This window comes from Georgenia soli, assembly GCF_002563695.1.
In the GTDB taxonomy this organism is placed as follows: Bacteria; Actinomycetota; Actinomycetes; order Actinomycetales; family Actinomycetaceae; genus Georgenia; species Georgenia soli.
The window spans coordinates 2,190,467-2,211,653 of sequence record NZ_PDJI01000004.1 but is presented as its reverse complement, the minus strand read 5'-3'; the positions used below and the strand labels follow the sequence as shown (position 1 = coordinate 2,211,653).

At 69.3% G+C, this 21,187-nt stretch carries 16 protein-coding genes; 8 read left to right on the top strand and 8 right to left on the bottom strand.

Annotated elements, in window-relative coordinates; all coding sequences use genetic code 11:
* The first annotated feature begins 146 nt into the window (after positions 1-146).
* Both ATJ97_RS11320 and ATJ97_RS11315 read left to right on the top strand, forming a co-directional pair.
* Positions 147-1,508 carry an aminotransferase-like domain-containing protein gene (locus ATJ97_RS11320; protein ID WP_098483831.1) on the top strand — a complete coding sequence of 454 codons (1,362 nt, stop codon included), beginning with the start codon at positions 147-149 and terminating at the stop codon, positions 1,506-1,508.
* A gap of 13 nt (positions 1,509-1,521) precedes the next feature.
* Positions 1,522-2,478 carry a D-alanine--D-alanine ligase family protein gene (locus tag ATJ97_RS11315; protein ID WP_098483830.1) on the top strand — a complete coding sequence of 319 codons (957 nt, stop codon included), beginning with the start codon at positions 1,522-1,524 and terminating at the stop codon, positions 2,476-2,478.
* A 138-nt stretch (positions 2,479-2,616) separates the two neighbouring features.
* Here the strand turns inward: ATJ97_RS11315 and ATJ97_RS11310 are convergent, their stop codons facing one another.
* From ATJ97_RS11310 to rpmH, 8 genes are all read right to left on the bottom strand, one after another.
* A complete protein-coding gene (locus tag ATJ97_RS11310; RefSeq protein WP_483866835.1) occupies positions 2,617-3,489 on the bottom strand; it encodes a ParB/RepB/Spo0J family partition protein in 873 nt (290 codons plus the stop codon).
* A 656-nt stretch (positions 3,490-4,145) separates the two neighbouring features.
* Positions 4,146-5,267, bottom strand: coding sequence for an AAA family ATPase (locus ATJ97_RS11305; protein ID WP_098485409.1), 1,122 nt, complete (start codon positions 5,265-5,267; stop codon positions 4,146-4,148).
* Positions 5,268-8,550: 3,283 nt separating this feature from the next.
* Complete coding sequence (gene rsmG, locus ATJ97_RS11300; protein ID WP_098483828.1) at positions 8,551-9,198, bottom strand: 16S rRNA (guanine(527)-N(7))-methyltransferase RsmG; 648 nt, start codon at positions 9,196-9,198, stop codon at positions 8,551-8,553.
* 4 nt (positions 9,199-9,202) lie between these two features.
* The gene (locus ATJ97_RS11295) at positions 9,203-9,730 is read right to left on the bottom strand and encodes a Jag family protein (RefSeq protein ID WP_098483827.1); all 528 of its coding nucleotides are present in this window, start codon (positions 9,728-9,730) and stop codon (positions 9,203-9,205) included.
* A gap of 74 nt (positions 9,731-9,804) precedes the next feature.
* Positions 9,805-10,971 carry a membrane protein insertase YidC gene (gene yidC / locus ATJ97_RS11290; protein ID WP_098483826.1) on the bottom strand — a complete coding sequence of 389 codons (1,167 nt, stop codon included), beginning with the start codon at positions 10,969-10,971 and terminating at the stop codon, positions 9,805-9,807.
* Between the two features lie 11 nt (positions 10,972-10,982).
* Positions 10,983-11,333 (bottom strand): membrane protein insertion efficiency factor YidD, encoded by a 351-nt coding sequence (gene yidD / locus ATJ97_RS11285; protein ID WP_483866848.1) that lies wholly within the window; start codon positions 11,331-11,333, stop codon positions 10,983-10,985.
* A gap of 62 nt (positions 11,334-11,395) precedes the next feature.
* On the bottom strand, positions 11,396-11,800 hold the full coding sequence (gene rnpA / locus ATJ97_RS11280) for a ribonuclease P protein component (RefSeq protein WP_098483824.1): 405 nt from the start codon (positions 11,798-11,800) through the stop codon (positions 11,396-11,398).
* Between the two features lie 7 nt (positions 11,801-11,807).
* A complete protein-coding gene (gene rpmH, locus ATJ97_RS11275; RefSeq protein ID WP_098483823.1) occupies positions 11,808-11,945 on the bottom strand; it encodes a 50S ribosomal protein L34 in 138 nt (45 codons plus the stop codon).
* Between the two features lie 389 nt (positions 11,946-12,334).
* Here rpmH and dnaA point away from each other — a divergent pair, with 389 nt between their 5' ends.
* The 6 genes from dnaA to gyrB all read left to right on the top strand — a co-directional run bounded on the left by dnaA (position 12,335) and on the right by gyrB (position 21,174).
* Positions 12,335-13,885 carry a chromosomal replication initiator protein DnaA gene (gene dnaA, locus ATJ97_RS11270; RefSeq protein WP_425432752.1) on the top strand — a complete coding sequence of 517 codons (1,551 nt, stop codon included), beginning with the start codon at positions 12,335-12,337 and terminating at the stop codon, positions 13,883-13,885.
* 856 nt (positions 13,886-14,741) lie between these two features.
* On the top strand, positions 14,742-15,872 hold the full coding sequence (gene dnaN, locus ATJ97_RS11265) for a DNA polymerase III subunit beta (protein ID WP_098483821.1): 1,131 nt from the start codon (positions 14,742-14,744) through the stop codon (positions 15,870-15,872).
* A 98-nt stretch (positions 15,873-15,970) separates the two neighbouring features.
* Positions 15,971-16,981 carry a phosphogluconate dehydrogenase (NAD(+)-dependent, decarboxylating) gene (gene gnd / locus ATJ97_RS11260; RefSeq protein WP_098483820.1) on the top strand — a complete coding sequence of 337 codons (1,011 nt, stop codon included), beginning with the start codon at positions 15,971-15,973 and terminating at the stop codon, positions 16,979-16,981.
* 34 nt (positions 16,982-17,015) lie between these two features.
* Positions 17,016-18,245: a DNA replication/repair protein RecF gene (gene recF, locus ATJ97_RS11255; protein ID WP_098483819.1), complete on the top strand. Its 1,230-nt coding sequence runs from the start codon at positions 17,016-17,018 to the stop codon at positions 18,243-18,245.
* Complete coding sequence (locus ATJ97_RS11250; RefSeq protein ID WP_098483818.1) at positions 18,238-18,873, top strand: DciA family protein; 636 nt, start codon at positions 18,238-18,240, stop codon at positions 18,871-18,873. The genes recF and ATJ97_RS11250 overlap by 8 nt, the downstream gene beginning before the upstream one ends.
* Positions 18,874-19,170: 297 nt before the next feature.
* Positions 19,171-21,174 (top strand): DNA topoisomerase (ATP-hydrolyzing) subunit B, encoded by a 2,004-nt coding sequence (gene gyrB / locus ATJ97_RS11245; RefSeq protein WP_245862838.1) that lies wholly within the window; start codon positions 19,171-19,173, stop codon positions 21,172-21,174.
* Positions 21,175-21,187: the final 13 nt, after the last annotated feature.

Below are 21,187 nucleotides of genomic sequence, written 5' to 3'. Positions count from 1 at the left end.
GGGGCGACGGGGGCGTCGTTCCGTGCCGGAGGACCGACGACGCGCCCAACTGGCGTCGCTCGCGGCGACCTCGTCCACCGCGGTGGCAGACTGCACGGGACGGTGACGAGCCGCGTCGCCGTCGTGACGACGTCAGGGAGCTAGGGATGAACGCACAGGGTGCGCAGGCAGGGCAGGGCGAGCACAGCGGGCACGAGGTCGCCGCCGCTGCCGCCGCCCGCGCCGGCACCCGGCTCGACCCCTGGTTCTCCAGCTACGCCGACCGGGCCCACGGCATGCGCGCCTCCGAGGTGCGGTCGCTGTTCGCCGTCGCCAACCGGCCCGAGGTGGTCTCGCTCGCCGGCGGCATGCCGAACATCGACGGGCTCCCGCTCGACTTCCTCGCCGAGATGACTGCGAAGCTGCTGCGCGAGCGCGGTGCGCGGGCACTGCAGTACGGCGGCGGCCAGGGCGAGGAGGAGCTGCGCGAGCAGATCGTCGAGGTCATGCGCTACGACCACATCCACGCCCACCCCGACGACGTCGTCGTCACCACGGGGTCGCAGCAGGCGCTCGACCTGGTCACCGAGATCTTCATCAACCCGGGCGACGTCGTCGTGGCCGAGGCCCCGAGCTACGTGGGCGCGCTCGGCGTCTTCCGCGCCTACCAGGCGGACGTGGTCCACGTCCCCATGGACGACGACGGACTGGTGCCCGAGGAGCTCGACCGCACCCTCACCGAGCTGGCCCGGGCGGGCCGCCGGGTCAAGTTCCTCTACACCGTGCCGAACTTCCACAACCCGGCCGGCGTGACGCTCTCCCTCGAGCGGCGCCCCCAGATCGTGGAGATCTGCCGCCGCCACCGCGTCCTGATCCTCGAGGACAACCCGTACGGCCTGCTCGGCTTCGACGCCGACCCGCTGCCCGCCCTGAAGAGCTTCGACTCCGACGGCGTGGTCTACCTCGGGTCGTTCTCGAAGACGTTCGCCCCCGGGTACCGGGTGGGGTGGGCGCTCGCCCCGCACGCCGTCCGGGAGAAGCTGGTGCTCGCCAGCGAGTCGGCGATCCTCTCGCCCACGATGATGGGCCAGCTCTCCATCGCCACCTATCTCTCCACCTACGACTGGTACGGGCAGGTCAAGCAGTACCGCTCGATGTACCGGGAGCGGCGCGACGCCATGCTCGGCGCGCTCGCGGAGTTCCTCCCCGAGTGCTCCTGGACCGTCCCCGACGGCGGCTTCTACACCTGGGTCACCCTGCCCGAGGGCCTCGACGCCCAGGCCATGCTCCCGCGGGCCGTGACCAACCTCGTCGCCTACGTCTCCGGCACCGCCTTCTACGCCGACGGGCAGGGCCGGGACCACGTGCGCCTGTCCTTCTGCTACCCGACGCCGGAGCGCATCCGCGAGGGTGTGCGTCGCCTCGCGACCGTCGTCCATGCCGAGAGCGAGCTGGTGAAGATGTTCGGCACCGCTCCGCACGGCCGCGTCGGCGACTCCGTCGAGTTCCCGTCACCGGACCAGGTCTGAGGAAGAGGTATCGATGTCCGACCAGCCCACCAGCGAGCTCACCGTCGCCATCCTGGCGGGCGGCCTGTCCCACGAGCGTGACGTCTCGCTGCGCTCCGGGCGCCGCGTCGCCGGCGTGCTGCGCGACGAGGGTGTGAAGGTGCACGTGCTGGACGTCGACGCCAACCTGGTGCCCCGCCTCGACGAGCTCCGGCCGGACGTCGTCTGGCCGCTGGTGCACGGCTCCACGGGCGAGGACGGTTCGCTGCAGGACCTGCTCGGGCTGCTGGACCTCCCGTTCGTCGGGAGCGAGGCGGCCGCCTGCCGGCTCGCCTCGCAGAAGCCGGTCGCCAAGGCGCTCCTGCGCCAGGCCGGTCTCCCGACGCCGGACCACGCCGCCCTGCCGCAGTCGCTCTTCCGGGAGGTGGGTGCTCGCACGCTGCTCACGGCCGTCGAGCGGAAGATCGGGCTGCCGCTGGTGGTCAAGCCCGCCGGCGGCGGCTCGGCGCTGGGAGTGACGGTCGTCGAGCGATCCGAGGACCTGCCCGAGGCCATGGTCGCCTGCTTCGCGTACGGGGACGAGGCCCTCCTCGAGCGCGCCGTGCGCGGCACCGAGGTGGCGGTGTCCGTCGTCGACCTCGGGGACGGGCCGCAGGCGCTGCCGGCCGTGGAGATCGTGACCGAGGGCCCGTACGACTACGACGCGCGTTACAACCCGGGCCGCAGCGAGTACTTCGTGCCGGCACGCCTCGACGAGACTCAGACACGCACCGTCCAGGACCTCGCCGTGGCAGTCCATCGCAGCCTCGGTCTTCGACACCTGTCGCGAACCGACATGATTCTCGACGACGATGGCGTGGCCTGGTTCCTGGACATCAACGTCGCGCCCGGCATGACCGAGACCTCCCTGTTCCCGCAGGCGGCACAGGCCGGGGAGTCGAGCACGGGCGAACTCTACGTCTCTCTGGTCCGGGCGGCGCTCCGGGGCTGAGATCCACCCGACGCCTCCATGACCGCCCAAGGCCAGGCATCCCGCAGCGCCTCGGCCCGGGTCTGGAATGCGCCGACGCCTGAATGACGAGGAGCCCCTTCCGCGGTCGGAAGGGGCTCCTCGTCATGCTGCTCCCGGCTAGCTCGCTGAGATGTGCTCCTCGCCGGGCGCCAGCACGTCGAGGATCCGGTTGAGGTCCTCCACGCTCGCGAACTCGATCGCGATCCGACCCTTGCGCTGACCGAGGTTGACCTTGACCCGGGTGTCGAGCCGATCCGCCAGGCGCGTGGCAAGGCGGTTGAGGTCCTCGGCGTGCGCACTCGCCCGCGGGCGGCGGCGCATCTCCGGGGCCACCGGCTCGTCCCCGAGGGCGACGATCTCCTCGGTCGCACGGACGCTGAGCCCCTCCGCCACGATCTTCTGGGCCAGGCGCTCCATCGCCGCACCGTCGGAGAGGCCGAGGAGGGCACGGGCGTGCCCCGCCGACAGCACGCCGGCCGCCACGCGACGCTGCACCAGCGGGGGCAGCTTCAGGAGGCGGAGCGTGTTCGAGATCTGCGGTCGTGAGCGGGCGATGCGGGACGCCAGCTCGTCGTGGGTGCAGCCGAAGTCCTCGAGCAGCTGCTGGTACGCGGCCGCCTCCTCAAGAGGGTTGAGGTCGGCACGATGAAGGTTCTCGAGCAGGGCGTCGCGCAGGAGCTGCCCGTCGCCGGTGTCGCGGATGATGGCGGGAACGGTGTCGTTCCCCGCCTGCTGGGAGGCGCGCCACCGGCGCTCGCCCATGATGAGCTCGTACTGCGGGCCGTCCGCCGACGCGCCCTGCAGCGGCCGCACGACCACCGGTTGGAGGACGCCGACCTCCCGGATGGAGGCGGCGAGCTCGTCGAGGTCCTCCTCGTCGAAGACCTGCCGTGGCTGCCGCGTGTTGGGCACGATGAGGTCGACGGGGACCTCGGCAAAGGTGGCTCCCGGAACCGGGAGGAGACCGCCGTCGTCAGCTTGCTCCTGCACGGTCGTCGCCGTGTCGGTCGAGGCAGCGTCCCCCGGGGTGTCGTCTCCCGCGGTGTCGTCTCCCGGGGTGTCGTCTCCTGGGGTGCGGTCTACCGAGCTGACCTCGTCCGTTGTGGCCCCGTCGGAAGCAACGTCCGCGGTCGACGACACACCCGACGCCACAACGTCCGACGGCGGCACCTCCGGGAGGCCCTCGGTGGCTGTCTTGCCGGCTGACTCAACGGGCTCTGCCGCCACGACTGAGTCGTCCGCTACGGGTGTCGCTTCAGCGGCGGGGCCGGCGTTCGGCGTCGGGGCAGAGGTTGCGGACGCCTCGTCGGCCGACGCGGAGGACTTCCGGTCGGTGACGCGCTTCCGTGATGTTGTGCTCTTGCTCCGGGAGCGCGACTTGTCGGGCTCCATCAGGGACCTGGCCGCTGCCGAGCGCGGTGCACGTCGCTGTGGTGCCCGCCCGTCGCCGGTCTCGGCATCGGTCGCCGGCACCTCCTCGGCGGAGGAGGCCGAGGTCGTCGAGGCAGCGAAGAACACATCCATGGGTCGAGCCACGGTCGCCGTTGCCACCGGACCGTCGGTAGCGGCGGCGTCGGCAGCGGGCTGCGGCGGCGCGCTGGGGATCAGCGCACCGATCCCACGCCCAAGTCCGCGTCGCTTCTCGCTCATCGGTTCTCCTTCTCGGCCTCGGCCGTGTTCTGCTGACCACGCCCCTGGTGGTCCGTGGTCGTCAAGGCGCCGCGCTCCGCGATCTCCTGGGCTGCCTCCCGGTAGGCGAGCGCACCGGTGGATCCTCCGTCGTAAGTCAGGACGGTCTGCCCGTAGCTGGGCGCCTCGGAGATCCGGACCGAGCGGGGAATCGTCGACTCGATCGTCTCGTCAGGGAAGTGCGACCGAACCTCTTCGGCCACCTCTCGGGCCAGGTTCGTCCGACCGTCGAACATCGTGAGCAGGATCGTCGACACGTGTAGATCAGGGTTCAGGTGACCGCGGATCAGCTCGATATTCTTCAACAACTGGGTCAGCCCCTCCAACGCGTAGTACTCGCACTGGATGGGGATGAGTACCTCGCGTGCCGCGACGAACGCGTTGATGGTGAGGAGACCGAGACTGGGCGGGCAGTCGATCAGCACGTAGTCAAAGGGCTTGAGGCCCTCGCGCTCGCGCCACAGCACGTGATCGCGGATCGCGTTCCTTAGCCGGTTCTCGCGCGCGACCATCGAGACGAGCTCGATCTCAGCGCCCGAGAGGTCGATCGTCGCAGGAGCGCAGAAGAGACCCGGGACGGCTTCGCACGGTTGGATCACATCGCCGAGCGGTACGTCGTCGATGATGACGTCGTAGATCGATGGCACGCCCGAGTGGTGATCAATGCCGAGGGCAGTCGAAGCGTTGCCCTGGGGATCGTTGTCGATCACCAGCACGTTCAGGCCGCCCATCGCCAGGGCAGCGGCCACGTTTACGGTCGTGGTGGTCTTGCCCACGCCGCCCTTCTGGTTAGCGATGGTAAAGACGCGGGGTTCGCTCGGGCTGGGGAAGACGGCCCCCTGCAGCTTTATCCGCCGGCGGACGTCTTCTGCCAGCTGTGCTGCGAGGGGAGTCGTCTCGTCTGCTTCCGGCACGCTCCGAAGAAGGGCGGCCCGCCGTCGCTCGTCCGGGCCGGCAAGGCTCTGACCTGCGGCGATACCTTCTGAGCCACGTTGTTCGTCCTGAGGCACAGCGTCCCCTTCACTCGATAGTGATGCCTGGTCCACATCGTAATTGCGTATCGCGCCGGGCCCCCGCATTGTCCACAGCGAGTCGGGTTTCACGTGAAACCGACGTCTCACCTTGGAACGACTCGCCACTCATTGCGCGGTGCCAGGCACCTGCTGGCCCTGGGAGAGCCTTTGGTATCGCAGATCCGCCCTGATGGCCAAGACACCGCGCCCCGGCTCCAGGCTGCCCGCTCCTGACTGACGTCTAAGCCCACGGAGACGAAGTTGGGCTTCGAGCCGCTACTTAGAGCCCGCTCCGCCGCTGTGTTTCACGTGGAACCGGCATTTCGACTGCCCGTCGCCGTTGGCCCTGCGCTGCGAATTTGAAGGCGCATCCTCGTCACCGTCTAGCCGCGCGGTTGCGATATCGCGAAGCTAAACGCGAGTGTCCCGTGATGGCGCCGAGTCCCGACTGCCCGCCACCGTCTTCAGGACGGTCTCTCGGCGATGTTATTGATACGGGGACGGGTGTCGACGGTGGGTTTCACGTGAAACGAAGACTCAGATGGACGTGAGGGCTGTGTCCCTCTGGGGAGTGCTCTTCGCCGGGGTCGAGGCGGCACGCACCGCCGCGCACCGATTGGATGGGGAATGGCCGCCGCAATCGTTATGAGGGATTAGTGGAGGGCACTACCCTCACAGTGCTTTAGTAAGCCAGCCGGGACGCTGGCGGAAGTGATTGCCCTTCATAAAGTCGCGCCGCTTCTGTTCCACATCGAACGGGCCGCACGTGGCCACGAAGCCGCGGGGGCACAGCCCCCTCCCGCCTGTCACCGTCGCACAAACCGAGGCGACACTTCCCGGTTCACGAGGGAGGCATGTAACTGATCGCTGAGCCGAGCGTCGCGGTCTGGAAGCAGACAACTCCTAGTCGGGCCCTGCGTCGCCAGGAGGAGAGGGGCTCCTGGGCGGGGTGGCCATTGCCGGCTAAAAAGCGCCCGGCGCTGAGGAGCGTGCGTTTTACGGGCATCTCCGGTGTTTCACGTGGAATCAGCACCACGCTAGGAGCGGCGCAGGAACTCCACACTTATCGGCTGTATCGAAGCCCTTTTCCCCGCGGCACCGCACGGCCACATCGTGTTCCCCCGCCCCCCTCGGGGAGGACCGGTATCCGGTGTTTCACGTGGAACAAGCAACACGCAAGGAGGGACGCAGGAACTACACACTTCTCCGCAGCATCGAAGGCCCTTTGCGTCCACCGCTCCGTCCCTGCCCATTTCAAATCCCAGACGCTGCAGCCAGGACCGCCTTTCCGTCGTGTCACGTGGAACCAGCGTCACTTCCGGAGGGGCACGTAAGCGCGCCCGCGACCGCTGTATCGGCCCCCTTGCCTTCGCGGTACGGCCACGGCCCTTTTGGTATCCCAGCCCCGGAACTACACCACCAGGCCGCGCCGTGTCCCTGAGGTTCCGGCTCTCGCTGCGCGCAGCGGCTCTCAAGCTCGGAACGATTCCGTCCGGGCATCCGACGCGCCACCAGTGGACGACGCACAAGTCAGCGAGCGCGCGTGGCGCGTACCCATGGGGTTGGCAGCGGGGCTCGGTTTCACGTGAAACGGGGCCGGGAGCCGCCGGATCGAAACGCCCGGCCCTTTACTCCCCGCCTGATCAAACTATGCGGCTGGTAGTTCATTAGATCACTCGGCTAGCCGGGCTGGCCACGGCCGCCGCCGTGGCTGCTATTAGCAACTGCGGCACAACGGAAAGCGCGGAACTCAGGAGCCCACGAACTCAGGAAGGCAATAGACAGCCGACCTTCGTCCTTCCAGTAGGACCGCGGCCGGCTGCCCCGCTCGCCCGTGCGTTTCACGTGAAACCGCGACCACCCCGCCGTTCTTCCCTTGCCGACTCGAAAGAGGCGCCAACACTGCGCCCGCGCATATCCGGAGGCGATGCCAACTGAGGGACTTCCCCGTAGACGCGCTCATGCGGCAAACAGGGCGAGGCCCGCACAGAATGGACGGGGCGAATCGCTGTGGTAGCGGCTGCCCCGGTACGCGCCGATCCGCCTACGCCTAGCCAAAGATGAAGAGGAGTACTCCCTATACGCGGCCAGTCCGCCGGGCCTACTGGCGGGCAGCAACCAGCATGAGGGCGTCCGGACGAAGTCCCACAAAGGCAACTGCGCGTGCAGGTACACCCACGGCAGGACAGTGGGGGCCGTTTCACGTGAAACCGGCGTCCGATTGATCGCAAATTCGGCGAGCGGCATGTGCTGGTGGCCGTGCGTGAGCAGGCGCTGGCGCCGACCGGCGAACAAGCCACACAGCCGAACCCACGCTCGCGCCTTTTGCCCGCTCGCTCTCTGACCCGTGGTGGAGCTCGGCCGCGCCCACGGTTGTGACCGGTCGGGACAGGCGGCGGCGCACCTAATCGCTGCCGGCCCTGGCGGGTCGGCCCATCTAACCGTCTGAGCGATCACGGACCGGATCGCCCCCACGCTGGCCCCGGCCGGTTTCACGTGAAACCGGCCCGTACCGGGGCTTTGCTCCCGCAACCCAGGGAAGCTTCGCCGCGACAGCACGCGGAGCGAAGCAGCGGCTACGCTAGACCGCTCCGAACAGTAGTTGTCCATACGAATTGGCCATTAGCCGGGTGGATCGGGCGATCCGTGCCGCCGTCGCCAGCGCGTGACAGGAACGGGCCGCGCCGGCAGCGAAGCGGCCGGCGCGATCTGGTTCTCCTCTCTCACATGGTCCGCCCACAACCGTCGCGCCCCATATGAAACGGCACATCCTGACGACCGCAGGGTTCCTGGCGCGCTGCTTTGGCTGGCCCGCATCGGCGACGCCCGCGCGACATCGCACGTTATTTTGCAGACACCGCAGGTTTCACGTGAAACGGCCGGCCATTTTCGCCCTGGCGTCCGCGGCGCAGGATGCCAGTGGGCATTGAACACCGGCCACGGCCCCGGCAGTAGTAGGTCGATCGGTCGGGAACCGGGAGACCTAAGAGCGCACATGCCGCTCGAGGACTACACAGGTCGTCAAAACGAGCGCGCATACGCAGGCCATCCCGCCGGGGCGCTTGCTTCTGCGTAGCTCACTCAACACTTGCAGCTTGCGTGGACGGAAGCCTAGCCGGGCCTACACCGGACAGACGTGAGCCGACATGCCCGCAAGTACCGATCGAGATGCACCCTCCCAGCGAATGGGGTGAGGCAAACAGGCCGCCGCCGAGGACGAGGAGCCGAGCTCGCCGTTCCGTGTCGCGGTCGGCGCGGTCGTCAGCGTCGACTGCCCCATGGACGGGACGTGAGTCGCAGACTGCGCCCGCCTAATGTGCCTCCGGCGACTCCCAGTCGACACAATCGCTCATCGATACTTATCGATCACTACGATCGTAGTGCTTTCCTCGCCGCGCGCTGGGTGCACGGTCTCGATCCGAGCCTCCCGCCCGCCAAGCTTCTTGACGACGTACTTGGCCTTCTCGACCTCGTCCTCCGCGCGCTGGCCTTTCAACGCGACCACGCGTCCCCTTGGCTTCGCCAGCGGGAGAGTCCATCGAGCAAGTTTGTCGAGAGCCGCAACGGCCCGCGCGGTGACGACGTCGTATGACGCCTTGCCGTGCAACTCCTCTGCCCGCGCCTGAACCACCGTGACATTGTCGAGATCAATCTCTTCGACGACGTCCGTCAGCCAGGCGACTCGGCGCTCCATCGGCTCGATCAGGTGCACCTCGAGGTCGGGCCGGATGATGGCCAGCACGACACCCGGGAACCCGGCGCCCGACCCGACGTCGGCCACAGTTCTCTCCTCACCGATGAATGGGGCGACCGCAGCGGAGTTGACGATGTGCCGGGTCCAGAGACGCGGCAGCTCCCGCGGCCCGATCAGACCGCGCAGCTCACCCTCCTCGACGAGCATCTCCGCGAAGTGCTGGATCGGCGCCCACGAGAGCCCGAACAGCTCGCGCACTGCTTCCGAGGGGGTCTCGACGGCCTCGTCCGCGGAACTCGTCATCGGATCACGCCGGATGGATGACCACGTGACGCTCGGGCTCGACACCCTCGGAGTCACTGACCAGTCCGGCGGCGGCAACGACGTCGTGCACAACCTTTCGCTCGAACGGGTTCATGGGCGGCAGCGCCTGCCGCGATCCCGACGCGCGAACCTCGCGGATCGCCTGCTCGGCGATCTCGGCGAGCTCCCGACGGCGGCCCTTGCGGTAGCCGGCGATGTCCAGCATGAGACGGCTCCGCTCGCCGGTCCTGGCCTGGACCGCGAGCCTGGTGAGCTCCTGCATCGCGTCCAGCACCTCGCCGTCCTTGCCGACGAGACGCTTGAGCCAGCGCGAACCGTCCTCCTCGGAGACGATCTCCACGGCTGCACGCCCGTGATCCACGTCGATGTCGATGTCGCCGTCGAGGTCGGCGATGTCGAGCAGCTCCTCCAGGTAGTCGGCGGCGATCTCGCCCTCCTCCTCGAGGCGCTTGATCGTCTCGGAACTCGCGGGTCGGGGGGTCTCGACGCCGGCCTTCTCGTCCTCGCTCACGGTGTTCCCTTTTCTCGTGCCTGACCGCCGCGCCGGCGGTCCAGTGGTTCGCGTGCGCCCGGAAGGCGCGGTTGCTAGTTCTTCTTGCCCTGGTTCTTGGCCTGAGCCTTACGCCTGGCGGCCGCTGCACGGCGCTGCGCAGCCCGCTCGTCGTACCGCTTCTGAGCCCGTTCCTCGGGGGTCAGGCCATCCTTGCCAACCCGGGCAGCCAGCGCCTCGTCGTCCTCGTCCACGTCGTCGGCTGCCGATGCGGCGCTCGGTACGGGAGTCGTGCCGGCGGGCCCGCTCTTCTTCGCACGGTCCTTGCGCTTGGGCTGCACGCGCTGCCCGCGCGGCTCCTCAACCACAGCGACCGCCTTCTCTTCCTCGGTCTCCGGAGGCAGGCCCTTCCGCGCGCGCTTCTTGGCAAGGCGCTCCTGGCGCGCCTTGTGCGCCTCAGACCCGGGCGCCGGCTGCCGGCGAATCGTGTAGAACTGCTGGCCCATCGACCACAGGTTCGACACGGACCAGTAGATGAGCACACCGATCGGGAAGTTGACGCCCGAGAAGGCGAAGACCAGCGGCAGGATGTACATCAGCATCTTCTGCTGCCGTGCCATCGGGTTGTCCAGCGCGGACGCCGGCATGTTCTTCATGGTCAGCTGACGCTGGGTCAGGAACGTCGTCACCGACATCAGGATGATGAGGAAGACGGTGACGATCTTGACCGACGTCAGATCCGAGGACAGGAAGGTGGCGGAGATGGGCGCGCCGAAGAGAGTGGAACTCTCCGCCTCCGCCGCCAGCTGCTGCGTGAGCGGGCCGATCGAGTCCTTGGGGTAGTCCCCGGTGGACAACGGACCGAGGCTGTTCAGCACCCGGAAGAGCGCGAAGAAGATGGGCATCTGCAACAGGATCGGCAGACACGACGCGAACGGGTTGGTCCCGTGCTCGCGGTAGAGCGCCATCATCTCTTCCTGCATCTTCTGGCGTGATGCAGGGTCGGTCTTTCCCTTGTACTTCTTCTGGAGCTTCTGCATCTCGGGCTGGACTAGCTGCATGCCTCGAGCGGCTTTGATCTGCTTGAAGAAGAGCGGGATGATCAAGATTCGGATCACGATCGTCAGCCCGACGATCGAGAGCACCCAGGCCCAGCCCGAGCCGGCCGACATCCCCAGCGCGACGAGCAGGTCGTGCACTCCGACCATGATCCACGCGACGGCGACCTTGATCGGGTACAGGATTGTGTCGAACCAGTCCATACCGTGTGCTCCTAGTGATCCTGCGGCGCGGTAGACCGCGCCCCCCGAGTATCTGCACCGAGGGTACGGGTTACGGGCCCCTCGTCCGAACAGTCGTGCTCAACGCCACTCGCCGTGGCGTCGTGGGTGCTGCCGTTCGACCATCGTCCGCGCGGTGGCACGTGATCCACGCCGCCAAGGCTCCAGGGGTTGCACCGCAGGAGCCGCCACGCCGCCAACGCGGTGCCCTTGAGGGCGCCGTGCCGTCGCAGCGCCGTCACCGCGTACGCCGAGCACGACGGGTAGTACTTGCAACTTGGAGGCAGCCAGGGCGAGACGACGGCCTGGTAGACGCGGACAAGTCCGAGAAGCAGCCAGGTCAGCGGGTTACGTGGGCGGCTGTCGGACGACGACGCAGCCCGGGCCGCGGTGTGAGCGTTGCGCGTCATCGCACGCCCCGGTCTGCGGCGGCTCGCACGCCGCCGCGCCGCTGCGCGCCGGCAAGCGCCTTGTCGAGGTCCCGGGCGAGCTCCGTGCTCGACGCACCGGCGGCCGCGGGAAGCGCTCGGACCACCACACGTGTGTCGTGCTCCAGACGGCCGACCCGCTCGGACATCAATGCCCGCAGGCGTCGCTTGACCTCGTTCCGTCTGACGGCGTTTCCCACAGCTTTGGGCACGACGAAGCCGACGAGGGCCGCGTGGTCGTCGCGGCCGCTCGTCGGCGTAAGGCTGGTCTCCGCGCCCGTTCGTAGGTGGACGACCAGACGGCGTCCACCGCTACGGGCACCCCGGCGAACGGCGTCGGTGAAGTCGTCCGACCGACGCATGCGATGCCGGGCGGGCAGCACCGTCGTCTCAGGCGGAAAGCTCGGAACGCCCCTTGCGACGGCGCGCGGAGAGAATGGCGCGGCCGGCGCGGGTACGCATCCGGAGGCGGAACCCGTGCACCTTGGCCCGGCGCCGGTTGTTCGGCTGGAAAGTGCGCTTGCTCACGGCATTACTCCAAAAACGATCGGTGATTCGTCAGGCCCCGCCACGGTCGGGCAGTGCAGGTCAGACCCGTCTGTGCGGGACTCACGGTTCGCACGCGGTCCGCGGGCACACCACAAGATCCGTCGAGACGGCCTCCCTACGGTACGTGAGCCGGAATCGGGGGTCAAACGCCACGGACGCCTCCGGTCCTGTGGATCCAGACACACATCCTGTGGACAGCTGCCCCCGCGACGGGTGTAGCGGCAGTCGTCCCACGTCCTCCGGCAACGGCTCCATGACGCGCAGATGAACACCTGTAGTTCTACCCACACTTGTGGAGAAACGTGTGGATGACCCGTGGTCCGTGCCAGACTCGCCTTCCTAGCCCACACCGCCACAGGGGGAGAGCAGTGCCCGAGAACGAACCGATCGCCGAGAGCTGGACGCGTGCGGTCGAGCTTCTGACCACCCGTGGTGAGATCGGCCGGGCACAGCTCGCATTCGTCGGGCTCACCCGCCCCCTCGGCGTCATCGACGGCACCATCCTCCTTGCAGTCCCCAGCGACTTCGCCAAGGATTTCCTCGAGACACGGGCGCGCATCCCGATCACCGAGGCCCTCAGCGAGGTCGTCGGTGCCCCCGTCCGGTTCGCCGTCACCGTCGACCCCTCGCTGGACGTCGCCCCTCCGCCGTCGTCGCCGCAGAGCCCGGCCACCCCGCCCGCGGGCAACGACTTCCGCACGCCGCCGACCGGGAACGACTTCCGCGCTGCGCCAGCCGGGAACGACCTGTGGACACAGCCCGCGGGCGATTTCCGGTCCGCTCCCTCGGCGCGTACGCCGGCCCGAGCCGGCGACGAGCGCCCGGTCCCGCACCGCAACAGCGCGGACCGCGGATCCTCGACCGCCGACAACTCGGTGGACTCGTCCCGGCTGAACCCCAAGTACACCTTCGAGACGTTCGTCACCGGCTCGTCGAACCGCTTCGCCCACGCTGCCGCGACAGCGGTGGCGGAAGCTCCGGCCAAGGCCTACAACCCGTTGTTCATCTACGGCGGGTCAGGACTCGGCAAGACGCACCTGCTGCACGCCATCGGCCACTACGCCCGCAATCTCTACCCCGGCATCCGCGTGCGGTACGTGAACTCGGAGGAGTTCACCAACGACTTCATCAACTCCATCCGTGACGACAAGGCGGAGAACTTCCAGCGGCGCTACCGCAACGTCGACGTCCTCCTCATCGACGACATCCAGTTCCTGGGCGGCAAGGAGCAGACGGTCGAGGAGTTCTTCCACACCTTCAACTCCCTCCACAACGACAACAAGCAGGTCGTGATCACCTCTGACCTGCCCCCGAAGCAGCTCAACGGCTTCGAGGACCGGCTGCGGTCGCGGTTCGAGTGGGGCCTGCTCACCGACGTGCAGCCGCCCGACCTCGAGACCCGCATCGCGATCCTGCGCAAGAAGGCCGTCAACGAGAACCTCCAGGCGTCGGACGAGGTGATGGAGTACATCGCCTCGCGCATCTCCACCAACATCCGCGAGCTCGAGGGCGCCCTGATCCGGGTGACCGCGTTCGCCAACCTCAACCGCCAGCCGGTCGAGCTGTCCCTGGCCGAGATGGTCCTCAAGGACCTCATCACCGACCCCGAGGGCGAGGACATCACCCCGGCGCTGATCATGAGTCAGACGGCGAACTACTTCTCCGTCTCGATCGAGGCGTTGTGCTCCGCCGACCGCTCGCGGGTGCTGGTCAACGCCCGGCAGATCGCGATGTACCTGTGCCGCGAGCTCACCGACCTCTCTCTCCCGAAGATCGGTCAGCTCTTCGGCGGCCGTGACCACACGACAGTCATGCACGCGAACCGCAAGATCCGCGAGCAGATGGCGGAGAAGCGTTCCACCTTCAACCAAGTGACCGAACTGACGAACCGGATCAAGCAGAAGGCACGCGGCGCCTAGGTTCCGCACGTCCGCGCCTGCCCCGGCGGGCCGGACCATCCGCGGCCGCCGCACCCACACGCGGCCGCCGCACGCATTCGTGACCGCCGGAGTGAGGTCGCCGCGGCCGCCGGATCGCCGGCGGTGACCTCCGGCACGGCTCTGGCGCGGACACGAGCCCGTCTCCACCTGCGCCCCGCTTTTTGAGCGCGGCACTGGCTCTTCTTTCTGATCGCTGAGCCGCTTCCTTGTGTGCACGCCACGTCGTCCTTCTTGCGCTCGCTGCGTCGCGCGCCTCACTGACCGCCGCACGACGCGCACGGCAGCGGGGCTCGTGACTGCCGGACGTGAAGTCGACGACCTCTCGACATTGGGGATCACCAGAAGCGTCCTGAGCGCAGGAAGACGCGCATCGCCGCCGCCGCGCGGACGATCCCCAGCCCTGGGGACTTGCCAGCGAACGTTCTGGCCTAGTAGTGGAGATTCACAGCTGTGCACAAAGCTGTGGATAGCGGTGGACAACTCAGAACCTTGTCGTGGACGAACGACAAGGTCTCGGTGGACGGCTGATGGGGACGAAATTCCGATCCACTGCCACGAGCCTTGGTGCACAGGCACGACCACGGACCGGCCCACACCCGCTCCGACCGCCCCACCTGCACAGATACGGGTTCTCCACAGTTTCCACACAGGCTATGACGATGAAGACACCTATAGAGAGCGAGTTATGTGGACGACCAACGACGCCCGGACCGGCCCAGTCCGAAGTTCGGGGTCACAGGTTTGTCATTCGGGTACCGGGCCGTTGATTCGGTCGCGTAGGGTTGGCCTGCGCTCCGTGCGCCCTCAGTGAGTCATCGAGAGAAGGTCATCCATCGTGAAGTTCAGGGTCGAGCGTGACGTCCTGTCCGAGGCTGTCACCTGGACGGCACGTTCCCTCCCCACGCGCCCGCCGGTCCCGGTCCTCGCCGGTGTCCGTCTCGAGGCCGACGCCGACGGGACGCTGACCCTCTCGAGCTTCGACTACGAGGTCTCCGCCCGCTCCGAGGTCCCCGCGGACGTCGAGTCCGCCGGCGTCGTGCTCGTCTCGGGCCGCCTGCTCGCCGACATCTGCAAGGCCCTGCCCGCCAAGCCGGTCGATGTCGACCTCGACGGCTCCAAGGTGGTGCTGACCTGCGGGGCGTCCCGCTTCACGCTGCTGACCATGCCGGTGGACGACTACCCCGCCCTGCCGGGGATGCCGGACGTGAGCGGCAGCATCGAGGCCGGTGTCCTGACCGAGGCCGTCGCCCAGGTCACGATCGCCGCCAGCCGCGACGAGACGCTCCCGCTCCTGACCGGTGTGCGCATGGAGATCGAGGGCGAGAAGGTCACGCTCCTGGCCACCGACCGCTACCGCCTCGCCATGCGCGAGCTCACCTGGCACCCCGCCTCGCCGTCGATCAGCTCCGCGGCGCTGGTCCGCGCCCGCACGCTCTCCGACGTCGCGAAGTCCATGACGAGCGCCGGCTCCGTGAACGTCGCCCTGGCCACCGAGGGGCCCGCGGCGCTCATCGGCTTCGAGGCCGGCGGCCGCCGCACGACGTCGCTGCTCGTCGAGGGCGACTACCCGCCCGTGCGCCGCCTCTTCCCCGAGACGACCACCACCCACGCCGTCGTCGGCACGCACGTGCTCGTCGAGGCGGCCCGGCGCGTCAGCCTCGTGGCCGAGCGCAACACCCCGATCCGACTGACCTTCTCCGAGGGGCAGGTCGTGCTCGAGGCCGGTCAGGGCGACGACGCGCAGGCGTCCGAGGCCCTCGAGGCGACGCTGACCGGTGAGGAGATCACCACCGCCTTCAACCCGCACTACCTGCTCGACGGCCTCGGCGCCCTGACGACGCCGTTCGTGCGCATGTCGTTCACCCACCCGTCCAAGCCCGCGGTGATGACCGGCCAGGGCTCGCTCGAGGGCGACGACGACCCGGAGTTCCGCTACCTGCTCATGCCCATCCGGTTCGCCGGCTGAGCCCCGCCGGGCCAGACTGGCCACGGAGCACGCCGCACCCCGCCGCCCCCCGGCGGCGCGGCAAGGGCACGAGCGGGCATGTCCCGGAGGGAGCCGAGATGCACATCGGAATGGTCGGCCTGGGTCGCATGGGCGGCAACATGGCCGAGCGACTGCGAGACGCCGGCATCCAGGTCACCGGCTACGACGCCAACCCGGAGAACACCGAGGTCGCCACGCTCGCCGAGCTGGCGGCGACGCTCCCCGGCCCGCGCCGGGTCGTGTGGGTGATGGTCCCGGCCGGTCCGCCCACGGCCGCCGTGCTGGAGGAGCTCGCCGGCGTCCTCGAGGACGGCGACATCGTCGTCGAGGGCGGCAACTCCCACTTCGAGGAGGACCGCGAGAACGCGGAGACCCTTGCCGAACGGGGGATCCGCTACGTCGACGTCGGTGTGTCCGGAGGCATCTGGGGCCGCGAGAACGGCTACGGGCTCATGGCCGGCGGCGACGCCGACGACATCGAGCACCTCATGCCGGTCTTCGACGCGCTGCGCCCCGAGGGCCCGCGCGAGGAGGGCTTCGTCCACGCGGGCCCCGTCGGCGCCGGCCACTACGCCAAGATGGTCCACAACGGCATCGAGTACGGCCTCATGCAGGCCTACGCCGAGGGCTACCAGCTCCTCGAGGCCCGTGACGACCTCATCCCCGACGTCGGAGCGGTCTTCGGCGCGTGGCGCCGGGGCACCGTGGTGCGCTCCTGGCTCCTCGACCTGATGGTCCGCGCCGTCGAGGAGGACCCGGGGCTGGACGACATCTCCGGCTGGGTCGACGACTCCGGCGAGGGCCGCTGGACCATCATCGAGGCCATCGACGCCGCCGTGCCGGTCCCCGTGATCTCCTCCGCGCTGTTCGCGCGGTTCTCCTCGCGCCAGCCCAACTCGCCCGCCATGCGGGCGGTCGCGGCGCTGCGCAAGCAGTTCGGCGGCCACGCCGTCCACGCCGCCGACGGCGCCGCCAAGGTCGCGACCCCGCCGGGGGGCGCCGCGGAGACCGGGTCCGTGGCCGGATCGCGTTCAGGGGCCGGACCCGGTTCGGGCGCGTCCGCGGCCGCGCACGGCACGAACGAGTAGCACCAGGAGCAGTCGAGGAAGGAGCAGGGCGAGGATGTACGTCTCGGACCTCGCCCTGAACGACTTCCGCTCCTACCGGGAGGTGGTGCTCGCCCTCGAGCCCGGCGTGACCGCCTTCGTCGGCCAGAACGGCCAGGGCAAGACGAACCTGGTGGAGTCGGTCGCCTACCTCTCGACGTTCACCAGCCACCGCGTCGCCGCCGACGCCGCCCTCGTGCGTCAGGGCACCGGCGGTGCCGTGGTCCGCGCCAAGGTCTTCCACGGCGAACGGCCCACGCTGGTGGAGCTCGAGATCGTCGCCGGCAAGGCGAACCGGGCGCGGCTCAACCGTGCCCCCGCCCGCACCCGGGACGTCCTCGGCGTGGTGCGCACCGTGGTGTTCGCCCCCGAGGACCTCGAGCTCGTCAAGGGCGACCCGGGCGTGCGCCGTCGCTTCCTCGACGAGCTCACCGTTCTGCTCACCCCCCGGCTGGCCGGGGTCCGCTCGGAGTACGACAAGGTGCAGCGCCAGCGCGGCGCGCTGCTGAAGTCGGCCGGCGCCGCACGTCGGCGCGGTGGGCGCGTGGACCTGACCACCCTCGACGTGTGGGACGCCCAGCTTGCCCGGGCCGGCGCGCAGCTCGTCACCGCCCGCACCAAGCTCGTCCGCACGCTGCGCCCCCACGTGGCGGCCGCGTACGAGCAGGTCAGCGCCGGTCAGGGGACGGCCCGCATCGACTACCGGGCGAGCATCGACGTCGTCGACGAGGTGCCCGACCCGACCGCGGAGGAGCTCGCCGACGGCGGAGCGGCCGGAGATGTGGCGCGCGCCGGCGTCGAGGCGCGCGAGGAGGCACTGCTCGACACCGAGGCCGTGACCACCCGGCTGGTCGAGGCCATGGGCCGCCTGCGGGACCGCGAGATCGAGCGCGGCGCCAACCTCGTCGGCCCCCACCGCGACGACCTGGTGCTCTCCCTCGGCAGCCTCCCGGCCAAGGGCTACGCGAGCCACGGCGAGTCCTGGTCCTACGCGCTCGCCCTGCGCCTGGCCTCCTACGAGGTGCTCCGGGCGGACGACACCTCCCCGTGGGGCCGGGACGGCGAGCCGGTCCTCATCCTCGACGACGTCTTCGCCGAGCTCGACACCCGGCGCCGGGAGCGGCTGGCGGGGATGGTCGCCGGCGCGCAGCAGGTACTCATCACGGCCGCCGTCCCCGACGACGTCCCCGCCTCCCTCGCCGGCGTCCGCTTCACCGTCCACCAGGGGCAGGTGACCCGTGCCTGAGGAACCTGGACCGGCCCAGACGCCTGATCACCTCGAGCCCCCCGCGGCGGAGGAGTCCGAGACCGAGGACCGCGACGCCGTCGCCCGCATCGCCCTCGAGCGTGCCCGGGAGGCGGCGCGCGCGAAGGGCCTCTACCGCGCCCCGGCGCCACGCCGTCGTCGGGGGACGACGGCGGAGCCCACGACCGACGTCGCCGACGACGCCCCCGCCCCCGGCGCCTGGCGGCCCGGACCCGGCCTCGGGTACGGCATCAGCGGACCGGGGCCCTCTCGGCGCGACCCCGCGGCGCTCGGCGGCATCGCCGCCCGGCTCTTCACCCAGCGGGGCTGGAGCGTGCCCCTGAGCGTGGGCGGCGTCGTCGGCCGCTGGCGCGAGGTGGTCGGGGACCAGGTGGCGGACCACTGCCAGGTGGAGACCTTCGAGGAGGGCGCGCTGGTGCTGCGGACCACCTCGACGGCCTGGGCGACGCAGGTCCGCCTGCTCCTGCCCCAGCTGGAGCGGCGGCTGGCCGAGGAGGTCGGCGAGGGGACGGTCACCTCGATCACGGTGCTCGGACCGGGTGGTCCGAGCTGGAAGCACGGCCGGCGCTCGGTGCCCGGACGCGGCCCGCGCGACACCTACGGCTGACGCCGGCCAGGCACTGTCCACCTGTGGACAGCGCCTGTGGATATTCGTGGTTTTCGGCCCGTTCGCTGTAGAATCGAGCGACCCACCCATGGGGCGCGAACCCGCGTCCAGGGGATCAAGCGGTAGCCCCGCGCCCGGCCCGAGCGCCAGGTGGTTTTCGGTGCGCTGCCCGCGAGACGAGGAGAGCCTGCGACTGTGGCTGACCACCGTGCTGACGCTGCCGAGAACACTGCCACCCAGGACCTGCCCCCGGCAGAGTCGGCACCCGAGGCACCGTCGGCGCACAGCCCCGGCACCGTGCCGACCTCCCAGGAGTACGGCGCAGGCAACATCACCGTCCTCGAGGGTCTCGAGGCCGTGCGCAAGCGCCCGGGCATGTACATCGGCTCCACCGGCGAGCGGGGCCTGCACCACCTCGTGTACGAGGTGGTCGACAACTCCGTCGACGAGGCGCTCGCCGGCTACTGCGACCACATCGGGGTGACGCTGCTCGCCGACGGCGGCGTGCGGGTGGTCGACAACGGCCGCGGCATCCCGGTCGACATCGTGGAGTCGGAGGGGAAGCCGGCCGTGGAGGTCGTGCTGACGATCCTGCACGCCGGCGGGAAGTTCGGCGGCGGCGGCTACGCCGTCTCCGGCGGCCTGCACGGTGTGGGCGTCTCCGTGGTCAACGCGCTCTCCCACCGCCTCCAGGTGGAGGTCAGGCGGGAGGGGTTCATCTGGCGCATGGGGTTCGTCGACGGCGTGCCCACCGGTCCGCTGGCCAAGGGGGACCCGACCGAGGAGACCGGCACCAGCGTCACGTTCTGGGCCAACGGTGACATCTTCGAGACCACCGAGTACAGCTTCGAGACGCTCCGGGCCCGCTTCCAGCAGATGGCGTTCCTCAACAAGGGGCTGCGCATCACCCTGACGGACGAGCGTTCGGGCGTCACCGACTCCGGCGACGAGATCACGGGCGACGAGACCGGTCCCGGCGACGACGCGCGGACCGGCCACCGCGAGGTCTCGTACATGTACGAGGGCGGGCTGCGTGACTACGTCAAGCACCTGAACTCCACCAAGAAGGTGGAGCTGGTCCACCCCGAGGTCATCTCGCTGGAGGCGGAGGACACCGAACGCCGCATCTCCGTGGAGATCGCGATGCAGTGGACCAACGGGTACTCCGAGGCCGTCCACACCTACGCCAACACGATCAACACCACCGAGGGCGGCACCCACGAGGAGGGTTTCCGCGCGGCGCTGACGACCCTCATGAACAAGTACGCCCGCGACAAGGGCATGCTCAAGGAGAAGGACGACAACCTCACCGGCGACGACATCCGGGAGGGCCTGACCGCCGTCATCTCCGTCAAGCTCGGCGAGCCGCAGTTCGAGGGCCAGACGAAGACCAAGCTCGGCAACACCGAGGCACGCACCTTCGTCCAGACCCAGCTCTACAACCACCTCGGCGACTGGCTGGACTCCCACCCCGGTGAGGCCAGGGACATCTTCCGCAAGTCCCAGCAGGCCGCCGCCGCGCGCATGGCCGCCCGCAAGGCGCGGGAGGCCACGCGCCGCAAGGGACTGCTCGAGTCCGCGTCGATGCCGGGCAAGCTCAAGGACTGCTCGAGCCGGGACGCGCGGGTCTCGGAGATCTTCATCGTCGAGGGAGACTCGGCCGGCGGCTCCGCCGTCCAGGGCCGCGACCCCGAGACCCAGGCGATCCTGCCGCTGCGCGGGAAGATCCTCAACGTCGAGAAGGCGCGTCTGGACAAGGCGCTGGGGAACCAGGAGATCCAGGCCCTCATCACGGCCTTCGGCAGCGGCATCGGCGAGGACTTCGACATCGCGAAGCTGCGCTACTGGAAGATCGTGCTCATGGCCGACGCCGACGTGGACGGCCAGCACATCACGACGCTGCTTCTCACGCTGCTGTTCCGGTACATGCGCCCGCTGGTGGAGAACGGCCACGTCTACCTCGCCCAGCCGCCGCTGTACCGCCTGAAGTGGTCCAACGCGCCGCACCAGTACGTCTACTCCGACAAGGAGAAGGACGCCTTCCTCGCCGAGGGCGCGCGCGCCGGCAAGCGGCTGCCCAAGGAGAGCGGGATCCAGCGCTACAAGGGTCTGGGCGAGATGAACGACCAGGAGCTCTGGGACACCACCATGAACCCCGAGACCCGCACCCTGCGCCAGGTCACCATCGACGACGCGGCCGCCGCGGACGAGACGTTCTCCATCCTCATGGGCGAGGACGTCGAGTCGCGCAGAGGCTTCATCCAGCGCAACGCCCACGACGTGCGTTTCCTGGACATCTAGCCACCGTAGAAGT

Excerpts from the sequence above, each read along its gene's own strand:
- ATJ97_RS11320 (WP_098483831.1), top strand. The coding sequence starts at position 147 with ATGAACGCACAGGGTGCGCAGGCAGGGCAGGGCGAGCACAGCGGGCAC.
- ATJ97_RS11315 (WP_098483830.1), top strand. The coding sequence starts at position 1,522 with ATGTCCGACCAGCCCACCAGCGAGCTCACCGTCGCCATCCTGGCGGGC.
- ATJ97_RS11305 (WP_098485409.1), bottom strand. The coding sequence starts at position 5,267 with ATGCGGGGGCCCGGCGCGATACGCAATTACGATGTGGACCAGGCATCA.
- rsmG (WP_098483828.1), bottom strand. The coding sequence starts at position 9,198 with ATGACGAGTTCCGCGGACGAGGCCGTCGAGACCCCCTCGGAAGCAGTG.
- yidC (WP_098483826.1), bottom strand. The coding sequence starts at position 10,971 with ATGGACTGGTTCGACACAATCCTGTACCCGATCAAGGTCGCCGTCGCG.
- gnd (WP_098483820.1), top strand. The coding sequence starts at position 15,971 with ATGCACATCGGAATGGTCGGCCTGGGTCGCATGGGCGGCAACATGGCC.
- recF (WP_098483819.1), top strand. The coding sequence starts at position 17,016 with ATGTACGTCTCGGACCTCGCCCTGAACGACTTCCGCTCCTACCGGGAG.